Source organism: Marinimicrobium hydrolyticum (assembly GCF_030848505.1).
Lineage (GTDB): Bacteria > Pseudomonadota > Gammaproteobacteria > Pseudomonadales > Cellvibrionaceae > JAVDDU01.
Genome location: NZ_JAVDDU010000002.1, coordinates 350,213 through 374,547 on the forward strand (window position 1 = coordinate 350,213; position 24,335 = coordinate 374,547).

The following is a 24,335-nucleotide window of genomic DNA, read 5'->3' on the forward strand; positions in this document are numbered from 1 at the left end:
ACTCTAAGAATGATACAAGGCGTGCCCGCCTCGCCGCGGGGCTGCTACGCAGTGAGCCGTTGATAACTTGATAAAGCTGGGAGCTCCCTATGTTCAAACCGACACTGCTGCCCTCGGCACTGCGACCTCTGGCGGCCGTGGCGACAGCGCTGTGGCTCATGCTAGCTGCGAGCGCGGTGACGGCGCAGGAAACCATTGAGCGCCTGGCTCCGCCCTTCCCCATGGAGCAACTAACCCGGCCCACGATTCCAGAAAAGAGCTTCAATATCCGTGATTACGGCGCTCGGGAAATGGACGGGCAAGACGGCCCCATGATCACCGAACCGGTGCGCCGGGCCATCCAAGCCGCCGTCGAAGCCGGTGGCGGCAAGGTGGTCATTCCCGCTGGTAATTGGCTCAGCGGCCCCATTCACTTAAAAAGTAATATCAACCTGCACCTGGAGCGGAACGCCGAGGTCTTCTTCAGTACCGACCGGGAACTTTACCTGCCCGTGGTCCATCAGCGCCACGAAGGTGTCGAGGCCTACAACTACTCTCCAATGATTTACGCCGCTCATGTGGAAAACGTCGCGATCACCGGGCAAGGCACTCTGAACGGTCAAGGTGAACCTTGGTGGGACTGGTTTGAAAAACACGGCGCGCCCCCCCGCGTGCTCGCCAGCCAGTTTCCGCTATCCCAGCGCATTTTTGGCAAAGGCTCCGGCATGGAAGGCATGCGGCCCAGCTTTGTGGTGTTTTGGAAATCAGAGAACATTCTGGTGGAGGGCGTTAGATTAGTCGACGGCCCCATGTGGAACCTGCACTTGGTGTACAGCGAAAACATTATCGTGCGCCGAACCCGAATCGAAAGTATGAAAGCCCCCAACGGCGACGGCATCGTCGTGGATTCGTCCCGGAATGTATTGATTGAGCACAACGACATACAGACAGATTCCGACGCCATTGTCTTGAAGTCGGGTCTAAATGAAGACGGACTGAATATCAATATTCCCACAGAGAACGTCGTGATCCGGCACTTCTCCGCCCGCAATGTGCGCAACACTGGCGTGGCGTTTGGCAGCGAAACCTCCGGCGGCATTCGCAACGTTTATGTTCACAACGGCTTGTTCGATGGCATCGGCCGCGGTATCGGTTTTCGCACTGAGCGCGGTCGAGGCAATGTGGTAGAAAATATTTGGGTACGCGATATCACTATGCGCAATCTCACCTACGAAGGGGTGAGTATCAACACGTTCTTTACCGGCCGCTCGGCCACCGGCCCCGCGCCTTTGGTACGCAATATACGCCTGAGAAGTATCAGCATTGATCGCAGCCCCACCGCCATTAACCTGACCGGCTTGCCGGAAAAATGGCTGGAAAACATTACCTTGGAGAACGTGAAAATCACCAACGCGGAGATGGCCGTCCAAGTCACCCGGGTAAAAAACCTGGTGCTCAAAGACGTATCCGTACGATCCCAATCGCTGGCCATGCAGGTAATGGATACTTATGAGCTCCGACTGGAGCGTGTTTCACTACAAGATCGCGTGCCCGGCGGCCCTCTGCGCCTGGAAGGCCGCTACACCGGCGCTGTTTTTATTGACGATAGCCTGGAGATTGACGACATTCAGTTTGGCCGCGATGTGTCGCGCGAGGTGGTCAACCCTGAATCAACCCGCCAAGCCTGGTAAGCGCGGGCCCGCAATCCTCACTATAATTACGATCACGGCAACCGGCGCCAGCACAGGGAAGGTAATCGCCTGGTCGGAGGCCGCTAATTCCCCAACCCAAAAAACGCCCGTGAGGTTCTGACGGTGTGCTCCGCCAGAACCTCCACAGATTCTCCGCGACACTCAGCCAGAGCTTCCAGCACTACCGGCAACAGCGCCGGTTCATTGCGATTGTTTTTGGGCTTTTGCGTCAGATTTTTAGGGGTTAGATAAGGCGCGTCGGTTTCGATCATCAATCGATCAACCGGTATGTCGCGCACCTGAACCCGCAGATCAGCACCGCGTTTGGGGTCACACAACCAACCGGTGATACCGATATGGCAGTCCAGCTCCAAATACTCCCGCAGCTCATTAGTGGCTCCGGTAAAGCAGTGCACGACCGCGCCTTTCAGTTGTGAGCGATATTTTTTCAGCAGCGCTAAAAACGCCGCGTGGGCATCGCGCTGATGCAAGAACACCGGCTTTTGCAGTTCAACCGCCAACTGCAGCTGCGCCTCAAAACAGGTAAGCTGCTGATCACGGGGCGAAAAATCCCGGTTAAAATCCAGCCCACACTCCCCCACGGCCACCACCTCTGGCTCGCTGAGCAGCTCCGCCAGCCGATCAGCGGATTCCGAGTGCCAGTGCCGCGCGTCATGAGGATGAACCCCCGCCGTGGCGCTCATAAAGCCGGGGTGTTGTTGCGCCAGTTGCAGCGCGTCCCGGCTCGCGTTCTCTGACGTGCCTGTAATCACTATGTGCGCCACTCCAGCCTCACGGGCTCTGGCCATTACCTCGTCCAAATCGGTCGCAAAGCGGCGGTTGGTTAAATTTGCACCGATATCGATTAACGGAATGGCAGACATGAATTACCTCATAAGCCTCTGATTTGAAAAAGGAAGCACTTCCCTGGGGGACGCCGAAGCCAAGTTCTGCGGCATTCGGTCGTATCCCCGGCTCTCAGAAAAGTACTACAATAGTCGTATTAGGCGCCAAACGGGCATGACGCCATCCTAACAAAAAACCGTTGTTGAGAGCCCTATGTTATCCGTCCGCTCTTCTCTCGCCCGGCTCGCAGGTCAGCCTGGGCTGCTCACCGTGACGGCCCTGTTGGCCACGTCTGCCTTGGCAGCCTTGGCGCTCACCTCCCCCCCCCTTAGCAACGTGTGGTTAATGGCCACGGGCCTTTGCGCATTGGTGGCTTTGGTCAGCATAAGCCTGCTGTGGTTTCGGTGCCGAGTGACTTCGGCAAAGGATTCTCGCCTCGATTTATCGGCCAAGCTGTTTGAGTACGGCAACGAGGGCTTTATTGTCACCGCGCCCGACCAGCGTATTGTTATGGTTAACAAGGCCTTCACGCGCATCACCGGCTACAGCGAAGCGGAAGCCTTAGGACAGACACCTGCCCTACTGTCTTCGGGCCGCCACGACGCCGCATTTTATGAGGCCATGTGGAGCGAGTTGGCCAGCACCGGCAGCTGGCAGGGCGAAGTCTGGAACCGTCGCAAGGACGGCAGTATTTACCCAGAATGGTTGAGCATCAGTCAAGTGTGCAACGAGGAGGGGGAGGTCTGCCATTACATCGGTATTATCAGCGACATCAGCGGGTTGAAACACAGCCAGGAGCAAGTGCAGCATTTGGCCTATTACGACCCTCTCACCAATTTGCCCAATCGCCTGCTGCTGGATGAGCGCGCTCACTTTGCACTGGGGATGTCCAAACGAAGTGGCAAATCCATGGCTCTGGTATTTCTGGACCTGGATCACTTTAAACAGATTAACGACAGCCTCGGCCACCATGTAGGCGATGAGTTACTGATTGGTTTTGCGCGCAGGCTGGCCTTGGCGTTGCGTGATCAGGACACGCTCGCGCGGCGCAGCGGGGACGAATTTATCCTGGTGCTGCCGGATACCGACGCCAATGGCGCCGCCCATACGGCGCAAAAGCTGCTCAATTTGCTCAAGGCTCCTTTTCAAATCTCCGGCTACAGCCTATCAGTGACCTGTTCTCTGGGCATAGCTCTCTATCCGTCCGACGGCCATACGCTGGATGAGCTCTACACCAGTGCCGATATCGCCATGTATCGGGCCAAACAAGATGGGCGCGGCGTCTATCGCTTTTTTACGTCAGAACAACAAGCCAAACACGCGCGTACCATGACGCTGGAAAGCGCCTTGAAGCAAGCCGTGGAGCAGCAACAATTCGAGGTGTACTACCAGCCGCAATACAACTTGGCGGATGGAACCCTGGTGGGTATTGAGGCACTGCTGCGTTGGCACCATGCCGAGCTGGGCGATGTCCCACCCCAGGAATTCATACCCATTGCCGAAACCAATGGGCTGATACTGCCGCTGGGAGAGTGGGTCCTGCGCGAAGCAACACAACAGCTCAACCGCTGGAGCAGTGCTGGGCTGACACCGGTGAGAATGGCCGTGAACCTGTCAACTCACCAGTTCAACCAAAATAATTTCTTCGAAATTTTGCTGGGAATACTCAGTGAAGCCGAGCTGGGCGCTGAATATTTGGAGCTGGAATTAACCGAGACAGCCGCCATGCAGGACGCGGAGCACAACATCCGCATTACCAACCAATTCACCCGGGCGGGCATCAGCTTATCCATGGACGACTTCGGTATCGGCTACTCATCCGTGAGCTGTCTGCGCCGCTTTAATCTGCGCACCCTGAAAATTGATATGTCCTTGGTACGCGACTTGGACAGCGACCCAGACGATCAGGCCATCGTTGGTTCCATTATTACTCTGGCGCGAGGGCTTGGCCTTAAGACCATTGCGGAAGGCGTGGAAACGGAGGCCCAGGCAAACTACTTACGCACCCTGGGTTGTCACTACGCCCAGGGTTATTTGTACGGTAAACCTCTGCCGGCGAGGGATTTGGAGCAGCTTCTTCGGGAGCGTGAGAACTGCCTGGAACAGCCCTAGTCCGCTATTACCCCCAGTGGCTAACGCTCGATTTTAAAAATCACATCAACACTCTGATGCACGCCCGATTCGCCCTCCAAATGCAGGTTTCGCGTTACGTCGTAGCGGAAGCCCACTTTGTTGGTTTGATCAAACAGCCCCACCACATAGCGGACGAACAGCCGGGGGGTTAGGTATTTCCCGATGTGCAAGGTGCTTTCGGTTACGTCGTCTTCGGTCTGAATGGTTACTTCATCAAAACCAAAGGTGCGCGCGATTTCCTCGGTAATAAAACCACTGCGTTCCAAGCCCAGACTGCCAATGGCGTTGATCAGCATATTGCCGTCCGCCGAGCTGCCTCCGGACAGTGGCCGCCCGGTAAACAACATGGCCATGGCCTCACTATCGGGCAGCGTAGGGGTGGAGAAAACCCGACTGCGCGGGCTTTGCAAGCTGCCGCCGATCTCCAGCCCCACCACGTATTGCTCCACCGTGCGCTCAGCGCGAATATCCAGCCCCGGATTATCATAGGGCCCCTGAAAGATTAGCCGCCCCCGTTCAATGGTCAGGTCCTGACCGTAAGCTTCATACCGGCCCTCGGCAACGCCCACCTCACCCGTGGTAAACAGATCCCGAGTGGGGGTTTTCAGCAGCCCCAGTTCACCGGAGAGACGGCTGGTCAAACCAAAGCCTTCAAAGTGCACCTCGTCGCCCAGAATCAGGCGCAAGTCTACGAATACGGGTATCCCTGGTTCGGCCTCTTCCTCTTCAAGTTCTTGCCGTACTACCACGTCGCCGGACACCTGCGTGGCGGTTTCTGGAATGGTTTGAATGTTCGCGCGCGCTTCGGGAATGGTGGCCGAGCCCTCCAGGCGCAGCTCCTCAGCGCTGACTCGTAACGTCAAGTCAGGGGTGAGAAGCGCTGTGATTTCCCGCGTATTCAAAGCCTGAAAGTTTTCTCCTGTCAGTGAGGCTTGGCCTTGCCAGTCGGGCTCGCCCAGACGCTCTAGCGCCGCTTCTAGGCGCAAAATCCCCTCGCCAGAGGAAACCTCACCTTCCAGGGTGATGCGGTTCAAGTCGGCCGTGGCGCGCAGGCCAATGTTCTCTAAATCCAGCCCCGCTTCAGGGACTCTGGCTGAGCCATCAGCAAGTGCAGCGGTACCTTTAACTTCCGGGTCGGTAAGGGTGCCACCGAGCGCGAACTCAGCACTCAATTCGCCCGTTACATCTTGCAGTTGCGGCACCATGGCTTCCAGTGGCGCCAGGTTGGCGAAATTGGCAGTTAGCTTGCCATCCAGCTCGCCGGTTTCCAGCAGCAATCCCAGCTCTGCCCCTATGTCACCATAGTCACCCCAGTCGCTAAGCAGAGTGGCTTGGATTTGATTGTCTTGCAGGGTTGCGTTCACCTCGAAGCGCTCAATGGGATAGGTATCGGCGTCTTCAACGCCCCACATATGGTGAATTTCCGCCCCTTCGGTTTCCAGTAACAAACGCCCGCTGGGCGCGGACTCGGGCGGCGCTGTGAAAGAGAAGCGCCCCTGCAGCATGCCGCGCACGCGAACATCGGCGGGCAGGAAAGCGTGTGCAAGGCGCAGGGGTAACGCCAAGATTTCGCCCTCGGCCTGGGCGCCCTGCTCCGGTCGCCACTGCGCCCGCGAACACAGACGCGCTTCCAACTCGGCCGCACCGCGTTCGCTGTCCGGATCAAGCCAGGCGGGCAGTTCAGGGCGAAGACAGAAATTGCCCAGTGCTACCTCATCGGCGCTAAGGGTTAATGGCGCTGCTGCTGCCAGATGCACGGCCGGGTATTCTGTTGGCAGCAGAGACAATTTACGAATCTCCCCTTGCCAGCGCTCCGCATCGTAGCCGCCCGCCAGCACCCAAGTTATCTCCCCCAGCTCCTCACTAATTACACGCGTTTCAACGCTGTGATCGGCCATGGAACCTGAGCCTTGCATCAAGACTTGCTGAATGACCTGCTCAGCTGCGGTAATCTGACGGGCATCCACAGACACGCGGAAGCGCGCCGGGTCGATTTGATCGAGGTCCACCAGCACACTTTCCAGGTGGTACTCATCCTGCCACCGAAGATCTTCCCCGCGTGCACTAAGGCGTACGCGCGGATCTTCCAGATTGCCTTCCACTCGACCGTGGGCCGACAGGCTGCCACCGAGACCAGGGTCCAACTCCGCCAGACCCGGCGCCTCCAGGGACCAATCAAGTGCCACATCCGAGGGCATTTGTTCGCCGTCCAGAACAGCATAGCCGTCGATGAATAAGGTGTTGGAGCCCATAGCCAGATTTAACTGTTCGGCTTGGATGCGGTCACCTTCATAGTCCACCGCCCCCGAAGCGGCCAGGGCGATGGAGCGCAGCTCACCCGAGAGCTGTAGATCCTGAACCCGAGCCCGCAATTGCCCCTCATCTCCCAGCTCACCCCGGGTGGCGAAGGCGGCGCTAATGACGCCCGGCCAGTCTTCCAGGAACACTTCTGGGTTCAGCTCTCGCGCGTCGATGTTCAGATCCCAAGTCACGCCGGGGAGCCAAGTCACCAGCCCGCTCACGTCCAGCACCCCATCCAGCATCCGCACACGGGCTTCGGCAATGTCGAATTGCTCCAGGCTTCCCACACCACTGAGGCGCGCATCCAGGTCCGGTAAGTCGTCAGTGCGCACTTGAGTGGTCAGCGCCAACCGGTAGGCGTCCAGCCAACCTTCAACGGAAAGTTCGCCGGAGGTCACTGGCACGGGTTGCTCCTCGGGCCAAAACGCGGACGGCGGCGATTGGTTCTGCCAACGGTTGCGCAGGGAGAGCCAAGGGTCTTGTTCGGCGTCGTCGAGGCGCGGTTGCAATCGCACCACAGAGCTCAATGCCAAAGGTGCGGCCAGCTGATGTTCCAGCGTGATTTCTTCGACATTGCCGGTAAGATGCCCACGCCCATTCAAACCCAGTGGCTCCCCGTCCTCCATAGGCAATCGGTACGCCCAGACAACGCGAAGGTCAGCGGTATAAGGATAACGAACGCCAATGCGACCATTGACACTGGCCTGGTATTCCTCGCTGATCACTTCCAGTTCCGATACCCGCAAATTGAAAGCGCCCAACGCTATGGAACCGCTGACCCGCTGCAATTCGGTAACCGTGTCGCCCTGTTCAATGCGGATGTTGTTCAGTTCCACATCGCCTAATCTGATGCTCACCGGCAGCGCCAAGTCGGGCCAGTCGGTAATGGCCTCGGCGGGCTCCTCGTCTTCTTCGCCCTCGGGCAGCACCAGCAGCACCGAGTCAGCACTCAACGACTGAATAGACACAGCACGTCCCAACAGAGCGACCGGGCGCCACCGAAAACTCAAGCCTTCCACTCGATAGCGCTGAGGTGGCTCCCCTTCTTCCAACTCGGGAATAAACTCCAGATAACTAATGTCGAGCCCTTCGATGAGGTTGCCTTCCACCGCTCCAAGCTCCAGCGGTAAACGCTGCGCGGCTTGATTCAATACCCAGCGGCTACCCCATTGCGTGGACACCAGAGAACTCACCAGCGCCAAGACCAGCACCAGCGTGATCAGCACTGACAGCAGGCTCCATTTGAGCCAAAAAAGTACTTTCCACACCAGGGTCATAAATCCGGACCTATACTCAAATGCAAACCCCAGCCGCCAGGGTCATCCAAGGCTCTGGCCACATCGACACGCACCGGACCAATGGGCGAAATCCAACGCACCCCCACACCAAGGCCGCGCTTCAAATTCATGTCAGTCCCGTCAAAGGCATTACCCTGATCAAAAAACACCGCCGCCGCCCAGCTGGGCCGGAAGCGATAATCGTATTCGACACTGTGGACCCACAAATGACTGCCGCCGACGACCAGTTCTTCATCCCCGTCTGGAGACATCACACTGGGCCCCAGAGATCGGAAACTATAGCCGCGCACACTGGCGTCACCACCGGCGAAAAATCGCTGGGAGACGGGCAGCAAACTGAAATCAGTGACATCCGTGGCGCCACCTTCGGCACGCACCAAAAACCGGCCGGGGCCGAACGCCTGGATGTATTTGGCGCGACCGTAAACCTGCACAAAACTGATGTCAGACCCCAGCGTTTGAGGGGAACCGGACAGGCGCCCCATGAGGCTCCAGCCGGAAAGCGGATAGGCGCTTTCGTCAGATTTGGTACGCGACAAACTGATTGAAGGCACCACCAAATGCGAGGTGCGGCGTATCCCGCCCGCCACATAATCTTCCTGTTCGTAGTTGACGGAGTAGGTTTGCAGCCAATCGCTGCCCTCCTCAGAACGGATGTAACTGGTACCCACGGTCCACAGATTACTTTCGGTGTCGGCCACACGCTCCCGCTGATAGCCTGTATAAAAACGCACACTCTCGTGTGCCGGGCGGGTCATGGGGATACGGTAAGACGCCGCAATGTTGCCGCCGACCTCGGCGATGCGCAATTCGGTATTAAACGTATGGCCACGATCATTGACGTAACGGTTTTCGTAACCGAGCAATAGCCGCGGCCCCGTGTCCGTGGCGTAACCGACACCCGCAGAGTAGCCGTGGCGCGGGCGCCCCTCCAACTGGATCTCCACCGGAACATCCTCATCCCCCAACTGACGCAACCTCGGCACCACGTTCACATAATTAAAGTAATCGCTGCCGCTGTAGCGGCTCTTGAGTTCCAAAAGCCGTGACATGTCGTAGGGGTCGCCCGGCTCAAACGTTAGGTAGCGGAACAGGAAGTCCTGGCTGAGTATGTCGTTTTCCATGGTTACGTCGCCGAACCGGTAACGCCGGCCGGTGCGGTAAACCAATTCCACGTGGGCGGAATACTCCTCCGTGTCCACGGTGACCCGAGAGCGCACAAAGCGCGCGTCGAAATACCCGCGCGCGGAAGCCACAGCGCCGAAACGGCCTTTTAAGGATTCGTACTCCCCATGGTCGAGGCGGTTACCCTCCACCAGTGTGGTTTGTCGAGTTAGCGACTGGAAACGGGGGTCGGTTTCGCCCTCACCTTCAATGCGAATGTCCACTTGGGTGATGCGCACAGGACGTCCCGCGTCCAGATCAATGTGCAGCCCCCAGCAGTTCTCGTCGCGAGTGAGTTCGCGTGTGAATTGAACGTGGTAGTAGCCCACGGCTCGAGACGCCCGCTGAATCTGATTGTCCAGCTCCCGCATACGCGCGCGCAAACGCCATTCAGGCGTTGCACAGGGTTCATCCCCCATGCGAATAAAACTGCGCACATTGTCGCGCAAGCGCTCGGGACCACCCTCGATGGTGATTCTGGGACTGTCGGCCACAGCAGCCATACTGGCCACGGAGGTCAGAAGCAGCGTGGCGAAAGCCACCAGCGCACGGCGCCCGAGTCTGGGCGAAGAAAGGCGAAAAATTAACAAGGCAAAGTCTCGGATAACAAACCAGTCTTCCAAGGTTGAAGTACTTCACAGCAGTGCTTGCCGGCTGTGCCCCGACGGATCAAGACCACTACTCTAACCAGTTAGACCCGCTTACTCAAAGTGAACTCGTCAATCTGAAAGTTATTTTTTGTTAACTTCAGCGTCGCGAGCCGCGAGTGACAGACGTTTCAGTAGGGGCAGGTATCGCTTAAGCCATGAGCCTTCAGAAAAGTTTCAATATCGTCAGTGGCCGGGTTCAAAAAGCGCAGCACACTGGCGACACCGGCCAGCAGGTTGACGTGCCGTGCACGAGGATAAATATGACTGGTAACCGGCACCCCCAGTTCCTCCAGTCGAGCTGTAAAACGCTCGGTGTGGTAGGGGTAGGCCGTGGTATCAGCGCCTCCGTGCAACAGCAGGCTCGGCGGCGCCTCGGCCGTCGCCAACGCCAAAGGGTTGACCTCCGCGTCATCGGTTACCCGAGTGAACTTGTCCACTACCAGCTCATGGTCCAGCGGGAGATCGTAAGGCGCCGCCAGACCGATCAACCCGCGCACTTGAACCTCTTCACCCTGATTGCGCGCCAGGTATTTGGGGTCGGTCGCCAGCATGGCGGCGGTATGCCCACCGGCGGAGTGCCCCATAAGAATCACATCCAGGCCCTCGGGGCAGGATTCGGGCATTTCCGCACTGAGCCGCGCTATCGCAAGGGCAATGTCGTCGACAAAGTCTGGGAACTCGACTTCCGGGTACAGCCGGTAGTTGGGAATGACGGTAACGTAGCCCATGCGCGCAAAGGTCTGCCCCACAAACAGGAAGTCCTCTTTATCACCACTTTCCCAGGAGCCGCCATAGACAAACACCAGCACGGCGCGCCGATAGGGGCGGTTGCGAGGAAGGTAAATGTCCATTCCCTGACGATGCTCCGTGCCGTAGGGCACGTCGCTTTCGAGGGTGAAGGCACCCCGAGGGGTGACGCCATTGAGTACTTTTACGGGCTGACAGGCGACGAGCAGAGCTGTGGCGGCCAAAATGAAGAAGCCACCGAGAAACCAAACCTTGGAAGACATGATATTCCTATCTATCGATTTTTGCGTATTCTACTTTTTACTGAACAGCCCGTCATTCTCGCAAAGGTCCACAGATGGTGTAGACCGCGTTTTGCACTGCTTCGCACTCGCTTTAAATTTCAGGCACTCGAAAACTAACTGCTAGCGAGTACTTCGTAAGAGGAATCCCAGGCGCTTCACAGGAGGCTTTTCGAAAACGCCGTAAACCCGTCCCTGGGGGCTTTCTCACCGGGGCGCCGGCCGCAAGCTCCCTCTTGTGAGAGTTTCGAAAAGCCTCCTGCAAATCGCCTTAGCAGCCCCACCCAAGGCATTCTTACCGCTCAGCAACTCCTGCTATGACGGTGGTAGGTAGGGGCTACAGAAAAGAACTCGGTAGGTTGGGGCTGCCAGGGCCGTGCAGGGTGAGTGTTCAGCAAGCCTCAAAAGAGGGACCTTTTGAGGCAGTCCCCAGGGAGGGGTTTACGACGTTTGCTGAACACTCACTCTGCATGGCCCGAGGGCCTGCTTACGAAGTTACCAATTCGATTGTTTATTCCACCGCAGCACGCATACATGGGGAGAACGCATGGGGTTTGACGCGCTTCGCGGTGAGATTGCGCCTTCATTGGGTGTTAAGCTGTGCGCTATTGTACAATGGCGCACCCGATCCGGCAGAGATGGCAGCTAATGACCGACAAGAAAACGACGCATTTCGGCTATGAAGAAGTTCCGTTCGACGAAAAAGCCGACCGTGTCGCCGGCGTATTTCACTCCGTAGCCGCTCGCTACGACTTGATGAACGACTTGATGTCTGGAGGCGTGCACCGAATCTGGAAGCGCTTCACCATTGAATTATCCGCCGTACGCCCCGGCCAGCGTGTGCTGGACATTGCCGGCGGTACGGGCGATTTGAGCTACCAATTTGCCCGCCGAGTCGGCGACGAAGGACTGGTGGTGCTGGCGGACATCAACGCCTCCATGCTAACCGTGGGCCGTGACCGGTTGCTGGACCGGGGCACGGCGGGCAACATTCAGTTCGCGCAGGCGGACGCACAGTACCTGCCTTTTCCAGACAACACCTTCGACTGCATTACCATTGCGTTTGGTTTGCGCAACGTGACCGACAAGGATCTCGCCCTGTCGGCCATGTTGAGAGTGCTCAAGCCGGGCGGGCGATTGCTGGTGCTGGAGTTTTCCAAGCCTCAGAACTCACTGCTGGAAAAAGCCTACGACGTCTATTCATTCAAGCTGCTGCCGCTGATGGGCAAGCTGGTGACCAACGATGCCGACAGTTATCGCTACCTGGCCGAATCCATCCGCATGCACCCGGATCAAGACACCTTGAAAGCCATGATGGAAAACGCCGGTTTTGTGAACACCGAGTTTCACAATCTGACCGGGGGCATAGTGGCACTGCATAAGGGAATTAAGCCCTGATATGGATGCCACGCTGATCACCGGAGCCCTGGTCGCCACAGAACAAGCCATCAACAAGGCTCTGGAGTATGACCCCGCCAGTCGCGCCGCACTGGGCAAACTCAATGATCACGTTTTGGCACTCACGCTGGAGCCTTTAGCGCTCACCGTGTATGTGGCGCCCGGTACCGAAGCCGTTCGATTGCTGAGTCACTTTGAGGGCGAACCCAGCGTTCACGTGCGCGGCCCACTACCCGCTTTGATTCGCTTGGCCACCGGTCACCAAGGCAACCTGAAAGCCACCGGAGCACAAGTTTCCGGGGACAGCGGTGTGCTTTTGGAGCTACGCAGCGTACTGCAAAATCTGGATTTGGATTGGGAGGAGGCACTGAGTCAGCTGTTTGGCGACGTGGCCGGTCATGGTGCCGCGCAGGGGCTGAGGGATGCCGGCCTCTGGCTGCGCGACCGGGGCACCAGTAGCCGCCGGCTACTGAGTGAATTCATGACAGAAGAGCTGCGTGTATTGCCCTCGCGCCAGGAGCTGCAAGATTACTACCGCGCCGTTGATGACGTGCGCTTTGATTTAGACCGGGTTGAAGCCCGAATGCGCCACCTCGCCGCCCGACTTCAACCGTCGTCTCCGGAGGCGCCTTCAACTCGTCGCCGAACATAAGGATCCATCGTGGCCGTTTTTTTTCGCTTAGTTACCATCCTCTGGACTCTGGTCCGCTACCGCCTCGATCAGGTGGTACCCGCTGAACAATTGCCTTGGCATGTGCGCCTGCTATTGCTGCCGTGCAAACTCTGGCCCGCGCCCAAACTTAACCGGGGCGAGCGCCTGCGCCACGCGCTTGAAGATCTGGGGCCGATTTTTATTAAATTCGGCCAGCTCTTATCGACCCGTCCGGATCTGATTCCCGAAGACATCGTCGAAGAGCTTAATCGCCTGCAGGATAAGGTTCCGCCCTTCGACAAAGAGCTGTTTCGACGCTTGGTGGAAACAGCACTGGACGCACCAGTGGAAACCGTGTTCCAAAGTTACGAGCGCGATCCCCTGGCGTCAGCGTCGGTGGCACAGGTACACGGAGCCACCTTACACAGTGGCCAGAGCGTGGTCATTAAAGTCATTCGGCCCGGCATTGAGCGGGTGATCGCAAAAGACGTGCGCTTACTGTACGTACTGGCCCACATGGTGGAGCGCTACAGCGTAGACGGCAAACGCCTGCGGCCGGTGGAAGTTGTAGAGGATTACCGCACCACCATTTTTGACGAGTTGGATTTGCAGCGCGAAGCGGCCAACGCCTCTCAATTGCGCCGTAACTTTTTGCACTCGCCACTGCTCTATGTGCCAGAAGTTTTTTGGGACTATACCCGCAACCATGTTCTGGTCATGGAGCGCATTGACGGCATCCCCGTCAACGACGTGCGCGCACTTGTGGCGCAGGGCACGGACATGAAAGCCCTGGCGGAGCGCGGTGTCGAAATCTTTTTTAAGCAGGTGTTCGAGCACAATTTTTTTCATGCCGACATGCATCCGGGCAATATTTTTGTGGCCAGGGAGAATCCCGAATACCCGCGTTACATTGCCGTGGATATGGCCATCGTGGGCTCCCTGACGCGAGAGGATCAGTATTATTTGGCGCGCAATATGCTCGCCATGTTCCGGCGTGACTACCGTCAGGTAGCCGAGCTGCATGTACAAAGTGGTTGGGTGCCGGAACACACCCGAATAGAAGAGTTGGAAGCGGCGGTGCGCACCGTGTGTGAACCGATTTTCGAAAAGCCACTGAAGGATATTTCTTTCGGACAAGTGCTGATGAATCTGTTTCGCACCGCACGGCGTTTTGATATGGAAGTGCAACCGCAGTTAGTACTTCTGCAAAAAACCCTACTCAATATCGAAGGACTGGGCCGGCAGCTGTATCCGGACCTGGATCTTTGGACCACCGCACACCCGTTCCTGGAGCGCTGGCTGAAGGAACATTTTCACCCCAAAGCCGTGTGGTCGGATTTCAAGCGTTACGGGCCCGAGTGGCTGGAAAAATTCCCCATGGTGCCGCAATTGTTACTCAGTGGATTGCAGCAGGCTCAAAACGTGGGCGACGTGGCGCCACAATTGCGGGACATCAAAGGGGAGTTGGAGCGCCAGCGAATTTTGATCACTCGCTCAAGGCGACGCGCGGCAATTGGTGTGCTGGCCATACTCGGCGCGGGCATTATTGCCTGGCCAACGCTGGAGACACAGGTAGCGGGGCTGGATCTGCATTTGGTTCCCATGCAAAGTTGGGCGCTGCTAGCGTTTGGCGCGGTATTGATATTATTCCGAAAATAAGCCCCGATGGTAAGCTAGCTGGATAGCATAAAGGTCACTGGCCCATCGTTAATCAAACTCACTTGCATGTCCGCGGCAAAGATGCCGGTTTCCACCGGGCTGTGCGCAGAGCTGAGCGTTTCCACAAAATAGTGGTACAGGTTCTCAGCCGTGGCCGGTTCCGCCGCAGAGGAAAAACTGGGGCGCAACCCCTTGCGAGTATCCGCCGCCAACGTAAATTGCGAGACGACCAGAATACCCCCGCCCACCTGCCGCACATCCAGGTTCATTTTGTTTTGCTCGTCGGAGAATAGCCGGTAGCTGAGCACCTTTTTGGCCAAGGCCTCGGTGCGGGTCGGATCATCGTTTTTTTCCACCCCCAACAACACCAACATGCCTGGGCCAATGGCGCCCACGGTCTGCTCGTCCACCATGACCGAAGCGCGGCTTACCCGCTGCACTAATGCCAACATCGCGCGCTCCTCAGGCCAAATAATCGGTTTCGTGGCGTAGCTGGCGCGCCATTTCTTCCGTGGCGCGCACGAGCGCGTCTACCGTGCCCGGTTCGCTGGCGCCATGGCCGGCTTCTCGGATAATCTGCAGTTCGGCTTCGGGCCAGGCGTTTTGCAACGCAAAAGCATTGTCCAGCGGACAAATCATGTCGTAACGACCGTGCACGATGATGCCCGGAATCCCCGACAACCGATGGGCGTTGCGAAGAATCTGGTTGTCATCCAGAAAGGCGCGGTGGACAAAATAGTGCGCTTCGATGCGCGCCAGCGACAGGGCCCGGTGCGGGCGGGAAAAAGAATCCAATACTTCCTGGTGCGGTCGTAGTGTCGCGCAACGGCCCTCCCACAATGACCAGGCTTTGGCTGCGCTCATTTTCGCCAGCTCATTGTCTCCGGTCAGAAGCTTATAGTAGGCGCCCATAATGTCGCCGCGCTCTTCAAGAGCGACGGGCCGCACAAAGTCCTGCCAGTAATCGGGGAATATACGGCTCGCGCCCTCCTGGTAAAACCAGTGAAACTCCTCCGGGCGGCATAGGTATACGCCACGCAAAATCAGCCCCATAACCCGATCAGGGTGGGTTTGCGCATACACTAAGCTGAGTGTGGACCCCCAAGAACCGCCAAATAACACCCACCGCTCGATGCCCAGCGCCGCACGAATGGCTTCCATATCCGCCACCAGATGCGCCGTGGTGTTATTCTCCAAACTGGCGTGCGGCGTCGAGCGCCCGGAGCCACGCTGGTCGAACAGAATGATACGGTAGACCTCTGGATCGAAATAACGGCGATCGTAACGGCCGCAGCCCGCACCGGGACCACCGTGCACGAACAATACTGGGATCCCGTCCGGATTGCCGGATTCGTCCACATACAGCTGGTGCGGGGGCTCCACGTCGAACTGGTGGCGTTGATAAGGTTTGATCTCGGGGTAGTAGGTCAGCATGGTTGTGTTGGGGACGCCCTGTCGAATGAGAATGAGTAAATAAGGAAAGGTAGCATACTCCTTTGCCTAACGCTGCCCTGGCGAGCAGGCCAATAATTTTTTGAAACGGAGCGGGAGCATGCCGCAGGAAACCGAACTCAAACGTTGCCCCTGGTGCGGTGATGATCCGCTCTACCGCGCCTATCACGATCAGGAGTGGGGCAACCCCCTTTACGACAATCAGCAACTGTTTGAATTTCTGATCCTGGAGGGTGCTCAAGCCGGCCTGGCCTGGATCACTGTATTGCGTAAGCGCGAAGCCTACCGCCGCGCGTTCGATCAGTTTGCCCCCCATCGCATGGCACGCTATACCCCTGCTCGCAAAGCCAAACTGCTGCGCAACCCAGGCATTATCCGCAACCGGCTTAAGGTCGACAGCGCCGTACGCAACGCCCAGGCCTATGTGGCCATGGAGAAAGCTGGCGAAGATTTCAGCGCTTTTTTGTGGGGGTTCGTGGGCGGTAGCCCCCTGCGCAATCGCTGGCGCACCTTTGCCGAGGTACCTGTGTCTACGTCAGAGTCTGACGCCATGAGCCGGGAGCTCAAGAAACGCGGCTTTAACTTTGTCGGGCCGACCATCTGCTATGCTTTCATGCAGGCGACGGGAATGGTCAACGACCACCTCGTAGACTGCTACCGCCACAGCGAATGCGACGCTATGGCGACCCCTGCTGAGACTGGCCGCGCGTCTAAGTCGCCTCAGCGCTAGCCCGGCACCGGACTTTCCCACTGGGATAATCCGTGCTTTAATAGTCATTCTGAATATAAGAAAACCGTCAACCAAACTTGATAAAATAAGAGTCTCTTATGAAGCTATCTCGCCGTAATTTCCTGTTGGGGTCCGCGGGTGTTGCCGCTCTGGCCAATCTGAAAGCTTGTGCGATCAATAATGCCGCCGAATACACCGGTCTGCGCAAAATCTACAAAAACGACTTCGTGATCGGCACAGCCATTAGCAACCAGACACTGGAAACTCAAGATAAGCCTCTACTGGATTTGATCGCGCGCGAATTCAGCTCCATTACCGCCGAAAACTGCATGAAGTCCGGTTTGATCCAACCTGCTCAAGGCCAGTGGGAATGGGAGTTGGCAGACCGCTTTGTCGAGTTTGGCGTAGAGAACGATATGAACATCGTTGGTCACGCGCTGGTGTGGCACTCGCAGGCGCCGAGTGACTTTTTTGTCCACGAAGATGGCCGGCAGATCTCCAGAGAAGAGTTGATCCGCCGCATGGACACTCACATCACCACCGTCATGGAACGCTACAAAGGTAAAATCCACACCTGGGATGTGGTCAACGAATCCATCGACGAAGATCAAGGCTGGCGCCAGAGCCTCTGGTATCAGGTTATGGGCTCTGCCGAATACCAGGAGCGCGCCTTCCGTTTGGCTCATGAACTGGACCCCAAAGCACACCTGATTTACAACGATTACAACATGCACAGCCCAGGCAAGCGCGACTTCCTGGTAGACGTGATCAAAGACTACAAGAAACGCGGAGTGCCCATTCACGGCGTGGGCATGCAAAGTCACGTAGGCCTGGATTGGCCGGACATGAAGGAATACGAAGCCAGTATTGAAGCGTTTGCCGCCCTGGGTATGCGTTTGCATATGACCGAGCTGGAAGTGGACGTACTGCCCGTAGCCTGGGAGCACATGGGTGCGGAGATTTCCACCGAGTTCGAATACGCCGACGAGCTTAACCCCTATGTGGACGGCTTACCGGCCGAGGTTGAAGAGCAATTGACCGAGCGCTACGTGGAGCTGTTCAAGCTGTACCTGAAGCATCGGGACAAGATCGACCGGGTTACCACTTGGGGCACCCACGATGGCGAATCCTGGAAAAACAACTTCCCGGTCCGCGGCCGCACCAACTACCCGTTGCTATTCGACCGCAACATGCAGCCCAAACCCGCGTACTACGCCGTGGCCAATCTGCGTCGCTAGTCTTCACCATCCCCCTACTGCCACCTCTGCGTCGCCCCTGCCCGGGGCGTCACGGGGGTGGTGGGCTTTACACCGATTTACACGCCAGCATTTGTTTCCCTGCGCCCCAGTTGCTACTCTTTGACTCCGCATTATCACCAGGAGGTTGTCCTCATGACCCTTACCCTCAGGCATTATTCCGCTCTCACCTTTGCAGCTCTGTGCCTGTGTTTTGGCTCTGTGCACGCTCAGGATGAGATTCTCGCCGAAGCTCAAACCACCAAGCTGCGAATCACCACCGTGGCCGACGGCCTGGTCCACCCTTGGGGCATGGTCTTTCTGCCCAATGGCGACATGCTGGTGACCGAGAGGGCCGGCACTTTGCGACGAGTAACCCCCGAAGGTGAAAAAGGGCCCGCAATTGAGGGTCTGCCCACTATTGTCAGTCGCGGACAGGGCGGCCTGTTGGATGTGACCTTGGACCCGGACTTTGACGATAATCGCTGGGTATACGTGGCCTTCTCCGAGCCAGGCGATGGCGGCACCAGCACGGCCGTGGCGCGCGGGCAACTGGATGGCAATCAACTAAACAACGTACAGGTTATTTTTAGCCAACAGCCTAAGGTGCAAAGCGACGGACACTTCGGCTCCCGCCTGGTGTTTGCCGATGACGGCACCTTGTTTATCACCCTGGGCGACCGGCAACAGAGTTACGAAGCGGCGGACGCCCAAGACCTAGGTAGCCACATCGGTACCGTGGTACGCATTTACCCGGACGGCCGAGTGCCCGCCTCCAACCCCTTTGTGGGTGATGACAACGCCCTGCCGGAAATCTGGTCCTACGGCCACCGCAACATTCAGGGCGCCGATCTGCACCCCACAACACGCGAACTCTGGACCGGAGAACACGGCCCCCAGGGAGGCGATGAAATCAATCGCACACGCGCCGGCGAAAACTATGGCTGGCCCATCATCACGTACGGTGTGCACTACGGCGGCGCCACGATTCTTGACGGTAAAACTCATGCGGAAGGAATGGAGCAACCTATCTTTTATTGGACACCCTCCATAGCCAATGCCGGCATGACCTTTTACACCGGCGATAAATTCCCCCAGTGGCAAAACAACTTGCTGGTAACCGGGTTGCGCAGTCGTTTGTTGTCCCGCCTAGTGGTGGAAGGTGATCGGGTGATTCACGAAGAGCGTCTGCTCCATGATGAGCTGGGCTTGCGCCTGAGAGACATAGTGCAAGGGCCCGACGATTTTCTGTACCTACTTACCGATGAGCGCGATGGTAAAATCTTGCGCATGGAACCGGCAAACTAAGTTTGCCGGTTGATGGCGGTGGCCAGCCCCCGGCCGCCGCTCTTCTCTTGACCTACCCAGCGCTATAGCGCCTTTCCTATTTCTGCCGCTGGCAATTTGGTGAGCGAGCGGGTATGTTCCCCGCCCTGTTCGGAGGAAACATGACACCACGTTATAGCGCCATCAATGACAACATCGAAGAGCGTTTTCACCAACCCAGTGACAGCGCCCGCGCCTTGCAACAAAAAACCGGCGTACTGCTCACCAACCTCGGCACTCCAGACGCGCCCACACCCAAGGCTCTGCGCCGATACCTGAGTGAGTTTTTATCCGACCCGCGCGTTATTGAGCTGCCCCGCCTGTTGTGGCTGGTCATTCTGCATGGGGTGATTTTGCGTATTCGCCCCCGCAAATCCGCCGCCGCCTACCAAACGGTTTGGACTGATGAAGGCTCGCCACTGCTGGTCATCAGCCAACGTCAATGTAAGGCTGTGCAGGAAGCTTTAGGGGAGAACGCCGTGGTGAAACTGGGCATGCGCTACGGCAACCCTTCTATCGCCAGCGCACTGCGAGAATTTCAGGCGCTGGGCATCCGCCGTATCGTGGTGTTACCACTTTATCCTCAGTACTCTGCCGCCACTACCGGCTCCACCTTTGACGCCGTGGCCAAGGAGTTGTCCCAATGGCGCTGGGTTCCGGAGCTGCGCTTTATCAATGGCTACGTGGAAAACCCACTTTTTATTGAGGCGCTCGCAAAAACTCTGCAAGAACACATTAATAACCATGGCATGCCGGATCGATTTTTATTTTCCTACCATGGCACCCCCAAGCGTTACCTGACGGCGGGCGACCCCTACCACTGCCTGTGCCACAAAACCACGCGCTTAGTGCGGGAAAAACTCGGCTTGCCGGAAGATCTGTGCATGACCACGTTTCAGTCTCGTTTCGGCCGGGAAGAGTGGCTCAAGCCGTACACGGACCACACACTCGAGTCGCTACCAAAGGAAGGCGTTAAGAACGTCGCCATACTGTCTCCCGCCTTTAGCGCCGACTGTTTGGAAACGCTGGAAGAGCTCGAAGTGGAGAACCGTGCTTGCTTTATGGAGGCCGGCGGCGAGGCGTACCACTACATCCTCGCCCTAAATGACCGACCGGATCATATCGAGGCCATCGCGGATATTCTGCGCCGCCACGGCGTTTGACGGCAGGCTGATCAGATTTAGCGCATCAGTCAAAAAAATGCACCACAAGAAAACCACTCCCCGCCCCGAAAATGACTCCCTTTTGGGGCACAATGCGAATCCAACCGATTTATGTGCACGAAAGCTGTGCACCGAAGATGCCCTATCGAAGTGCAAACGCCCCACAATTCCACCACAAACTTCTTCTGAATCAACAAGTTAAATCATAAAAATAAAAACTGGACCGGTTTTTGCCCAATACAAAAAGTCGAAACGCCAAGAGTCCAGCTCACGCCGGCTCGAGTTAACTTTTTAAATCCGTTACCAGTGGGAAGTCTATGTCGTATTTATTACCTTCTGAATTCGCTACCAAAATGGTGGACGCCGGTGAGGCCAAACTTTTTATGGCTAACCGCGACGCTTTCATTCGCTCCTTTATGGCGGGCGCCATCCTGGCTCTTGCGGCCGTGTTTGCCGTCACCATATCGGTCCAGACCGGCTCGCCCTTGATTGGAGCGCTGCTGTTTCCGGTCGGCTTCTGCATGCTGTACCTGATGGGTTTCGACTTGCTCACTGGGGTTTTTGTGCTGACACCACTAGCCTACTTTGACCGTCGTCCGGGGGTAACCATCAGCGGTATTCTCAGACACTGGGGCGTGGTCTTTATGGGCAATTTGCTCGGTGCTCTGTTGGTGGCTTTTTTGATGGCCATCGTGTTTACCTACGGGTTTTCTATCGAGCCTGGCGCGGTAGGTGAACGTATTGCCAATATCGGCCACGACCGCACGCTCGGTTACAAAGAGCACGGCGCGGCGGGCATGCTGACCATTTTTATTCGTGGGGTGTTGTGTAACTGGATGGTGTCGCTGGGCGTGGTCGGTGCCATGATTTCCACCACCGTCAGCGGTAAAGTCATCGCCATGTGGATGCCGATCATGCTGTTCTTCGCCATGGAATTTGAGCACTCTATCGTGAATATGTTTTTGTTTCCCTTTGCGCTTATGGTTGGCGGTGACTTTTCTGTGATGGACTACATCATCTGGAACGAATTGCCCGTGGTGATTGGCAACTTCGTCGGCGGCATTGCGCTTACCGGCCTCACGCTTTACGCCACCCATGTGCGCACTGGCGCCCAACGGGCGATCCAAACACCTTAAGTGAGCGTATCGCAAATGAGTGCTTCACTCACCGTTGACCTGGGCCAACACTCCAGCGCGGGGCGCAAGCCCCGCAATCAGGATTTTCACGGCGCCTGCCTGCCCGAAAAACCCCAACTAACCACAAAGGGTATAGCCCTGGCGCTGGCGGACGGGATCAGCAGCAGCGATGTAAGCCATATCGCCAGCCAGGCGGCCGTGGGCAGTTTTCTGGAGGATTATTACTGCACCCCCGAAACCTGGTCCGTAAAACAATCCGCACAGCGGGTTCTTATGGCCACCAACTCCTGGCTCTACGGTCAAACCTCTCGCAGCCCCTACCGCTTTGAGAAAGATCGGGGTTACGTGTGCACGCTAAGCGCTATCGTACTGAAAGGTCGGAGCGCGCATTTGTTTCACATAGGGGATGCCCGCATCTACCGCCGTCAGGGTGAAAAACTGGAGCCGCTGACCCAGGATCATCGCTATTGGTTGAGCCAGGACGAGAGTTTGTTGAGTCGGGCCATGGGGGTTAAACAACACCTGGAAGTGGACTACCAGCGGCTAAGTCTTGAGCCAAAGGACACATTCGTGCTCGCCACCGATGGCGTATACGAATTTTGCAGTGAAGCGTTTATGGTCCAGACCATTGACGATCACAGTGACGACCTGGATACCGCAGCGCAAGTCATTGTTGAACACGCTCTGGCTCAGGGAAGCGATGACAACTTGACCGTGCAGATAGCGCGTGTCCTGAGTCTTCCTGAAGGCACGGGTGCGGTGCAGGATCTCATTGAACTGCCACCGCCACCACTTTTGGATCAGGGCAAAACCCTCGATGGTTATCAGATTTTACGCAAGCTGCACGCCAGCAGTCGCAGCCATGTTTATTTAGCCAAGGATTCGCTCACCGGCGAAAAACTGGTGCTAAAAACCCTGTCCACGGAGCTGCAAGACGATCCACGTCAGGTGGAGCGTTTTCTAACCGAGGAGTGGATCGCCCGGCGCATTGACAGCCCGCACGTGGCCCGCCCACAAAACAGCGAACGGCCACGCACCTGTCTGTACACCGTGATGGAATACCTTGAGGGGAGAACGCTAACGCAGTGGTTGCGTGACAACCCGCACCCGTCCATCAATCAAGTGCGAGACATTGTGGGGCAGGTTGCCCAGGGACTGCGAGCGTTTCATCGACTGGAAATGCTGCACCAGGATTTGCGCCCTGCCAACATTATGATTGACGACAGCGGCACGGTGAAGATCATTGATTTTGGCTCGGCTCGCGTGGCTGGAATTTTGGAAATTGGAGCCCACCCCGACAGCGAAGCGTTGCTGGGCACCGCTCAGTACACGGCACCGGAATACTTTGTGGGCGGCCACATTTCTCCCGCTTCCGATTTATTTTCGCTAGCGGTAATCGCCTACCAAATGCTAACGGGCAACATGCCCTACGGAACCCAGGTTGCCAAAAAACGCACCCGCGCGGCGCAACTTAAACTAAGCTATCGTTCGGCGCTGCCCGCCAATCCAGAGCTGCCCTTTTGGATGGATGAGGTGCTCAAAAAAGCCCTACACCCCAACCCCTTCAAGCGTTACGGCGAGCTGTCAGAGTTTGTCGTGGAGCTGCGTCGGCCGGACCCGGCCATGCTCAATAAAGCCCGGCCACCGTTGCTGGAGCGCAATCCCGTGCTTTTTTGGCAGGGGACTTCCCTATTGCTGGCCGGCGCTTTAGTCGCCTCATTGGCCATGCCATACCTATAGTTGGCGGCCAGGGCAGCATCAAATGCTATAATGCGGCCTATTTGAACCCGCGAAAAAACCCATGAGCCGCTCCCGCTTCGAGAAATTCAAACAAGTCCTGCGCCAACGTCAAGCGGATATGACCGTGTTGACGGATCAGGTACACAAAGCGCAGAACATTTCCGCCATTTTGCGCAGCGCCGATGCGGTGGGTATTCCTGAAATTCACATGGTAAAGCCGGAGCGCGGGCATCTGGTGTACCACAACACGGCAGGCGGCAGCGGCCGCTTCACTGGCCGTGTCATTCACAACAGCATTGAACAGGGCATGCAGCATTTACGCGCACAGGGTTTTCAACTGTACGCCGCGCACGCCTCGGAGCGGGCCAAACACTATCGCAACCTGGACTACACACGCCCTTTTGCATTGGTTATGGGTGCGGAAAAACACGGGCTCAGCGATTACGCTCGTGAGCACGCCGATGAACACCTGATGATTCCCATGATCGGCATGGTGGAGAGTTACAACGTCAGTGTCGCGGCTGGGATTGTGCTGCAAGAAGCCATGCACCAACGCCAGCAAGCGGGACTCTACGACCGAGAGACTCCAGAAGATGAGCAGTTTCAGCGCACGCTCTTTCGATGGGCACAGCCGGCCATGGCCAACTACTGCGATCGCCATCAGTTGCCTTATCCGGAACTGGATGAAGACGGCGACCTGATCCCACCCGACGATCCGGCCTACCGAATCCCGACGTTAAGGTAATCAGCACGC

General features: G+C 57.1%; 18 protein-coding genes. 12 read left to right on the forward strand and 6 right to left on the reverse strand.

Annotated elements, in window-relative coordinates; genetic code table 11:
- Positions 1-89 precede the first annotated feature (89 nt).
- A complete protein-coding gene (locus RBH33_RS04750) occupies positions 90-1,670 on the forward strand; it encodes a glycoside hydrolase family 28 protein (RefSeq protein WP_306730991.1) in 1,581 nt (526 codons plus the stop codon).
- Between the two features lie 83 nt (positions 1,671-1,753).
- Here the strand turns inward: RBH33_RS04750 and RBH33_RS04755 are convergent, their stop codons facing one another.
- Positions 1,754-2,554 (reverse strand): TatD family hydrolase, encoded by an 801-nt coding sequence (locus RBH33_RS04755; RefSeq protein ID WP_306730992.1) that lies wholly within the window; start codon positions 2,552-2,554, stop codon positions 1,754-1,756.
- Between the two features lie 175 nt (positions 2,555-2,729).
- Between RBH33_RS04755 and RBH33_RS04760 the strand changes: the two genes are divergently transcribed.
- Positions 2,730-4,628 carry a putative bifunctional diguanylate cyclase/phosphodiesterase gene (locus RBH33_RS04760; RefSeq protein ID WP_306730993.1) on the forward strand — a complete coding sequence of 633 codons (1,899 nt, stop codon included), beginning with the start codon at positions 2,730-2,732 and terminating at the stop codon, positions 4,626-4,628.
- Between the two features lie 20 nt (positions 4,629-4,648).
- Here RBH33_RS04760 and RBH33_RS04765 read toward each other — a convergent pair whose 3' ends face one another.
- The 3 genes from RBH33_RS04765 to RBH33_RS04775 all read right to left on the reverse strand — a co-directional run bounded on the left by RBH33_RS04765 (position 4,649) and on the right by RBH33_RS04775 (position 11,072).
- Complete coding sequence (locus RBH33_RS04765) at positions 4,649-8,227, reverse strand: translocation/assembly module TamB domain-containing protein (RefSeq protein WP_306730994.1); 3,579 nt, start codon at positions 8,225-8,227, stop codon at positions 4,649-4,651.
- Positions 8,224-10,035 (reverse strand): autotransporter assembly complex protein TamA, encoded by a 1,812-nt coding sequence (locus RBH33_RS04770; RefSeq protein WP_306730995.1) that lies wholly within the window; start codon positions 10,033-10,035, stop codon positions 8,224-8,226. The genes RBH33_RS04765 and RBH33_RS04770 overlap by 4 nt, the downstream gene beginning before the upstream one ends.
- Positions 10,036-10,190: 155 nt before the next feature.
- Positions 10,191-11,072 carry an alpha/beta hydrolase gene (locus RBH33_RS04775; RefSeq protein ID WP_306730996.1) on the reverse strand — a complete coding sequence of 294 codons (882 nt, stop codon included), beginning with the start codon at positions 11,070-11,072 and terminating at the stop codon, positions 10,191-10,193.
- Between the two features lie 666 nt (positions 11,073-11,738).
- On the opposite strand from RBH33_RS04775, the gene ubiE reads away from it, so the two are divergent.
- The 3 genes from ubiE to ubiB are packed head-to-tail and all read left to right on the forward strand — an operon-like array spanning position 11,739 to position 14,799.
- Positions 11,739-12,488: a bifunctional demethylmenaquinone methyltransferase/2-methoxy-6-polyprenyl-1,4-benzoquinol methylase UbiE gene (gene ubiE, locus RBH33_RS04780; protein WP_306730997.1), complete on the forward strand. Its 750-nt coding sequence runs from the start codon at positions 11,739-11,741 to the stop codon at positions 12,486-12,488.
- A gap of 1 nt (position 12,489) precedes the next feature.
- Positions 12,490-13,140 carry a ubiquinone biosynthesis accessory factor UbiJ gene (locus RBH33_RS04785; RefSeq protein ID WP_306730998.1) on the forward strand — a complete coding sequence of 217 codons (651 nt, stop codon included), beginning with the start codon at positions 12,490-12,492 and terminating at the stop codon, positions 13,138-13,140.
- Between the two features lie 9 nt (positions 13,141-13,149).
- Entirely contained in the window at positions 13,150-14,799 is a 1,650-nt protein-coding gene (ubiB, locus tag RBH33_RS04790; protein WP_306730999.1) for a ubiquinone biosynthesis regulatory protein kinase UbiB, read from the forward strand.
- 14 nt (positions 14,800-14,813) lie between these two features.
- On the opposite strand, the gene dtd is transcribed toward ubiB, so the two are convergent.
- Both dtd and pip read right to left on the reverse strand, forming a co-directional pair.
- Entirely contained in the window at positions 14,814-15,251 is a 438-nt protein-coding gene (gene dtd, locus RBH33_RS04795) for a D-aminoacyl-tRNA deacylase (protein ID WP_306731000.1), read from the reverse strand.
- Between the two features lie 10 nt (positions 15,252-15,261).
- Positions 15,262-16,233, reverse strand: coding sequence for a prolyl aminopeptidase (gene pip / locus RBH33_RS04800; protein WP_306731001.1), 972 nt, complete (start codon positions 16,231-16,233; stop codon positions 15,262-15,264).
- 118 nt (positions 16,234-16,351) lie between these two features.
- On the opposite strand from pip, the gene RBH33_RS04805 reads away from it, so the two are divergent.
- The 7 genes from RBH33_RS04805 to trmH all read left to right on the forward strand — a co-directional run bounded on the left by RBH33_RS04805 (position 16,352) and on the right by trmH (position 24,326).
- On the forward strand, positions 16,352-16,981 hold the full coding sequence (locus tag RBH33_RS04805) for a DNA-3-methyladenine glycosylase I (protein ID WP_306731002.1): 630 nt from the start codon (positions 16,352-16,354) through the stop codon (positions 16,979-16,981).
- Between the two features lie 98 nt (positions 16,982-17,079).
- Positions 17,080-18,219, forward strand: coding sequence for an endo-1,4-beta-xylanase (locus tag RBH33_RS04810; protein WP_306731003.1), 1,140 nt, complete (start codon positions 17,080-17,082; stop codon positions 18,217-18,219).
- Positions 18,220-18,372: 153 nt separating this feature from the next.
- On the forward strand, positions 18,373-19,524 hold the full coding sequence (locus RBH33_RS04815; RefSeq protein ID WP_306731004.1) for a PQQ-dependent sugar dehydrogenase: 1,152 nt from the start codon (positions 18,373-18,375) through the stop codon (positions 19,522-19,524).
- A gap of 140 nt (positions 19,525-19,664) precedes the next feature.
- A complete protein-coding gene (hemH, locus tag RBH33_RS04820; RefSeq protein WP_306731005.1) occupies positions 19,665-20,705 on the forward strand; it encodes a ferrochelatase in 1,041 nt (346 codons plus the stop codon).
- A 317-nt stretch (positions 20,706-21,022) separates the two neighbouring features.
- On the forward strand, positions 21,023-21,841 hold the full coding sequence (locus RBH33_RS04825) for a formate/nitrite transporter family protein (RefSeq protein WP_306731006.1): 819 nt from the start codon (positions 21,023-21,025) through the stop codon (positions 21,839-21,841).
- Positions 21,842-21,856: 15 nt separating this feature from the next.
- Positions 21,857-23,581, forward strand: coding sequence for a bifunctional protein-serine/threonine kinase/phosphatase (locus tag RBH33_RS04830; RefSeq protein ID WP_306731007.1), 1,725 nt, complete (start codon positions 21,857-21,859; stop codon positions 23,579-23,581).
- A 61-nt stretch (positions 23,582-23,642) separates the two neighbouring features.
- On the forward strand, positions 23,643-24,326 hold the full coding sequence (gene trmH / locus RBH33_RS04835) for a tRNA (guanosine(18)-2'-O)-methyltransferase TrmH (RefSeq protein ID WP_306731008.1): 684 nt from the start codon (positions 23,643-23,645) through the stop codon (positions 24,324-24,326).
- Positions 24,327-24,335 lie beyond the last annotated feature (9 nt).

Bases quoted from the DNA above. Each gene is read 5' to 3' on its own strand.
- RBH33_RS04750 (WP_306730991.1), top strand. From the start codon at position 90: ATGTTCAAACCGACACTGCTGCCCTCGGCACTGCGACCTCTGGCGGCC.
- RBH33_RS04755 (WP_306730992.1), bottom strand. From the start codon at position 2,554: ATGTCTGCCATTCCGTTAATCGATATCGGTGCAAATTTAACCAACCGC.
- RBH33_RS04760 (WP_306730993.1), top strand. From the start codon at position 2,730: ATGTTATCCGTCCGCTCTTCTCTCGCCCGGCTCGCAGGTCAGCCTGGG.
- RBH33_RS04765 (WP_306730994.1), bottom strand. From the start codon at position 8,227: ATGACCCTGGTGTGGAAAGTACTTTTTTGGCTCAAATGGAGCCTGCTG.
- RBH33_RS04775 (WP_306730996.1), bottom strand. From the start codon at position 11,072: ATGTCTTCCAAGGTTTGGTTTCTCGGTGGCTTCTTCATTTTGGCCGCC.
- ubiE (WP_306730997.1), top strand. From the start codon at position 11,739: ATGACCGACAAGAAAACGACGCATTTCGGCTATGAAGAAGTTCCGTTC.
- RBH33_RS04785 (WP_306730998.1), top strand. From the start codon at position 12,490: ATGGATGCCACGCTGATCACCGGAGCCCTGGTCGCCACAGAACAAGCC.
- dtd (WP_306731000.1), bottom strand. From the start codon at position 15,251: ATGTTGGCATTAGTGCAGCGGGTAAGCCGCGCTTCGGTCATGGTGGAC.
- pip (WP_306731001.1), bottom strand. From the start codon at position 16,233: ATGCTGACCTACTACCCCGAGATCAAACCTTATCAACGCCACCAGTTC.
- RBH33_RS04805 (WP_306731002.1), top strand. From the start codon at position 16,352: ATGCCGCAGGAAACCGAACTCAAACGTTGCCCCTGGTGCGGTGATGAT.
- RBH33_RS04810 (WP_306731003.1), top strand. From the start codon at position 17,080: ATGAAGCTATCTCGCCGTAATTTCCTGTTGGGGTCCGCGGGTGTTGCC.
- RBH33_RS04815 (WP_306731004.1), top strand. From the start codon at position 18,373: ATGACCCTTACCCTCAGGCATTATTCCGCTCTCACCTTTGCAGCTCTG.
- hemH (WP_306731005.1), top strand. From the start codon at position 19,665: ATGACACCACGTTATAGCGCCATCAATGACAACATCGAAGAGCGTTTT.
- RBH33_RS04825 (WP_306731006.1), top strand. From the start codon at position 21,023: ATGTCGTATTTATTACCTTCTGAATTCGCTACCAAAATGGTGGACGCC.
- RBH33_RS04830 (WP_306731007.1), top strand. From the start codon at position 21,857: ATGAGTGCTTCACTCACCGTTGACCTGGGCCAACACTCCAGCGCGGGG.
- trmH (WP_306731008.1), top strand. From the start codon at position 23,643: ATGAGCCGCTCCCGCTTCGAGAAATTCAAACAAGTCCTGCGCCAACGT.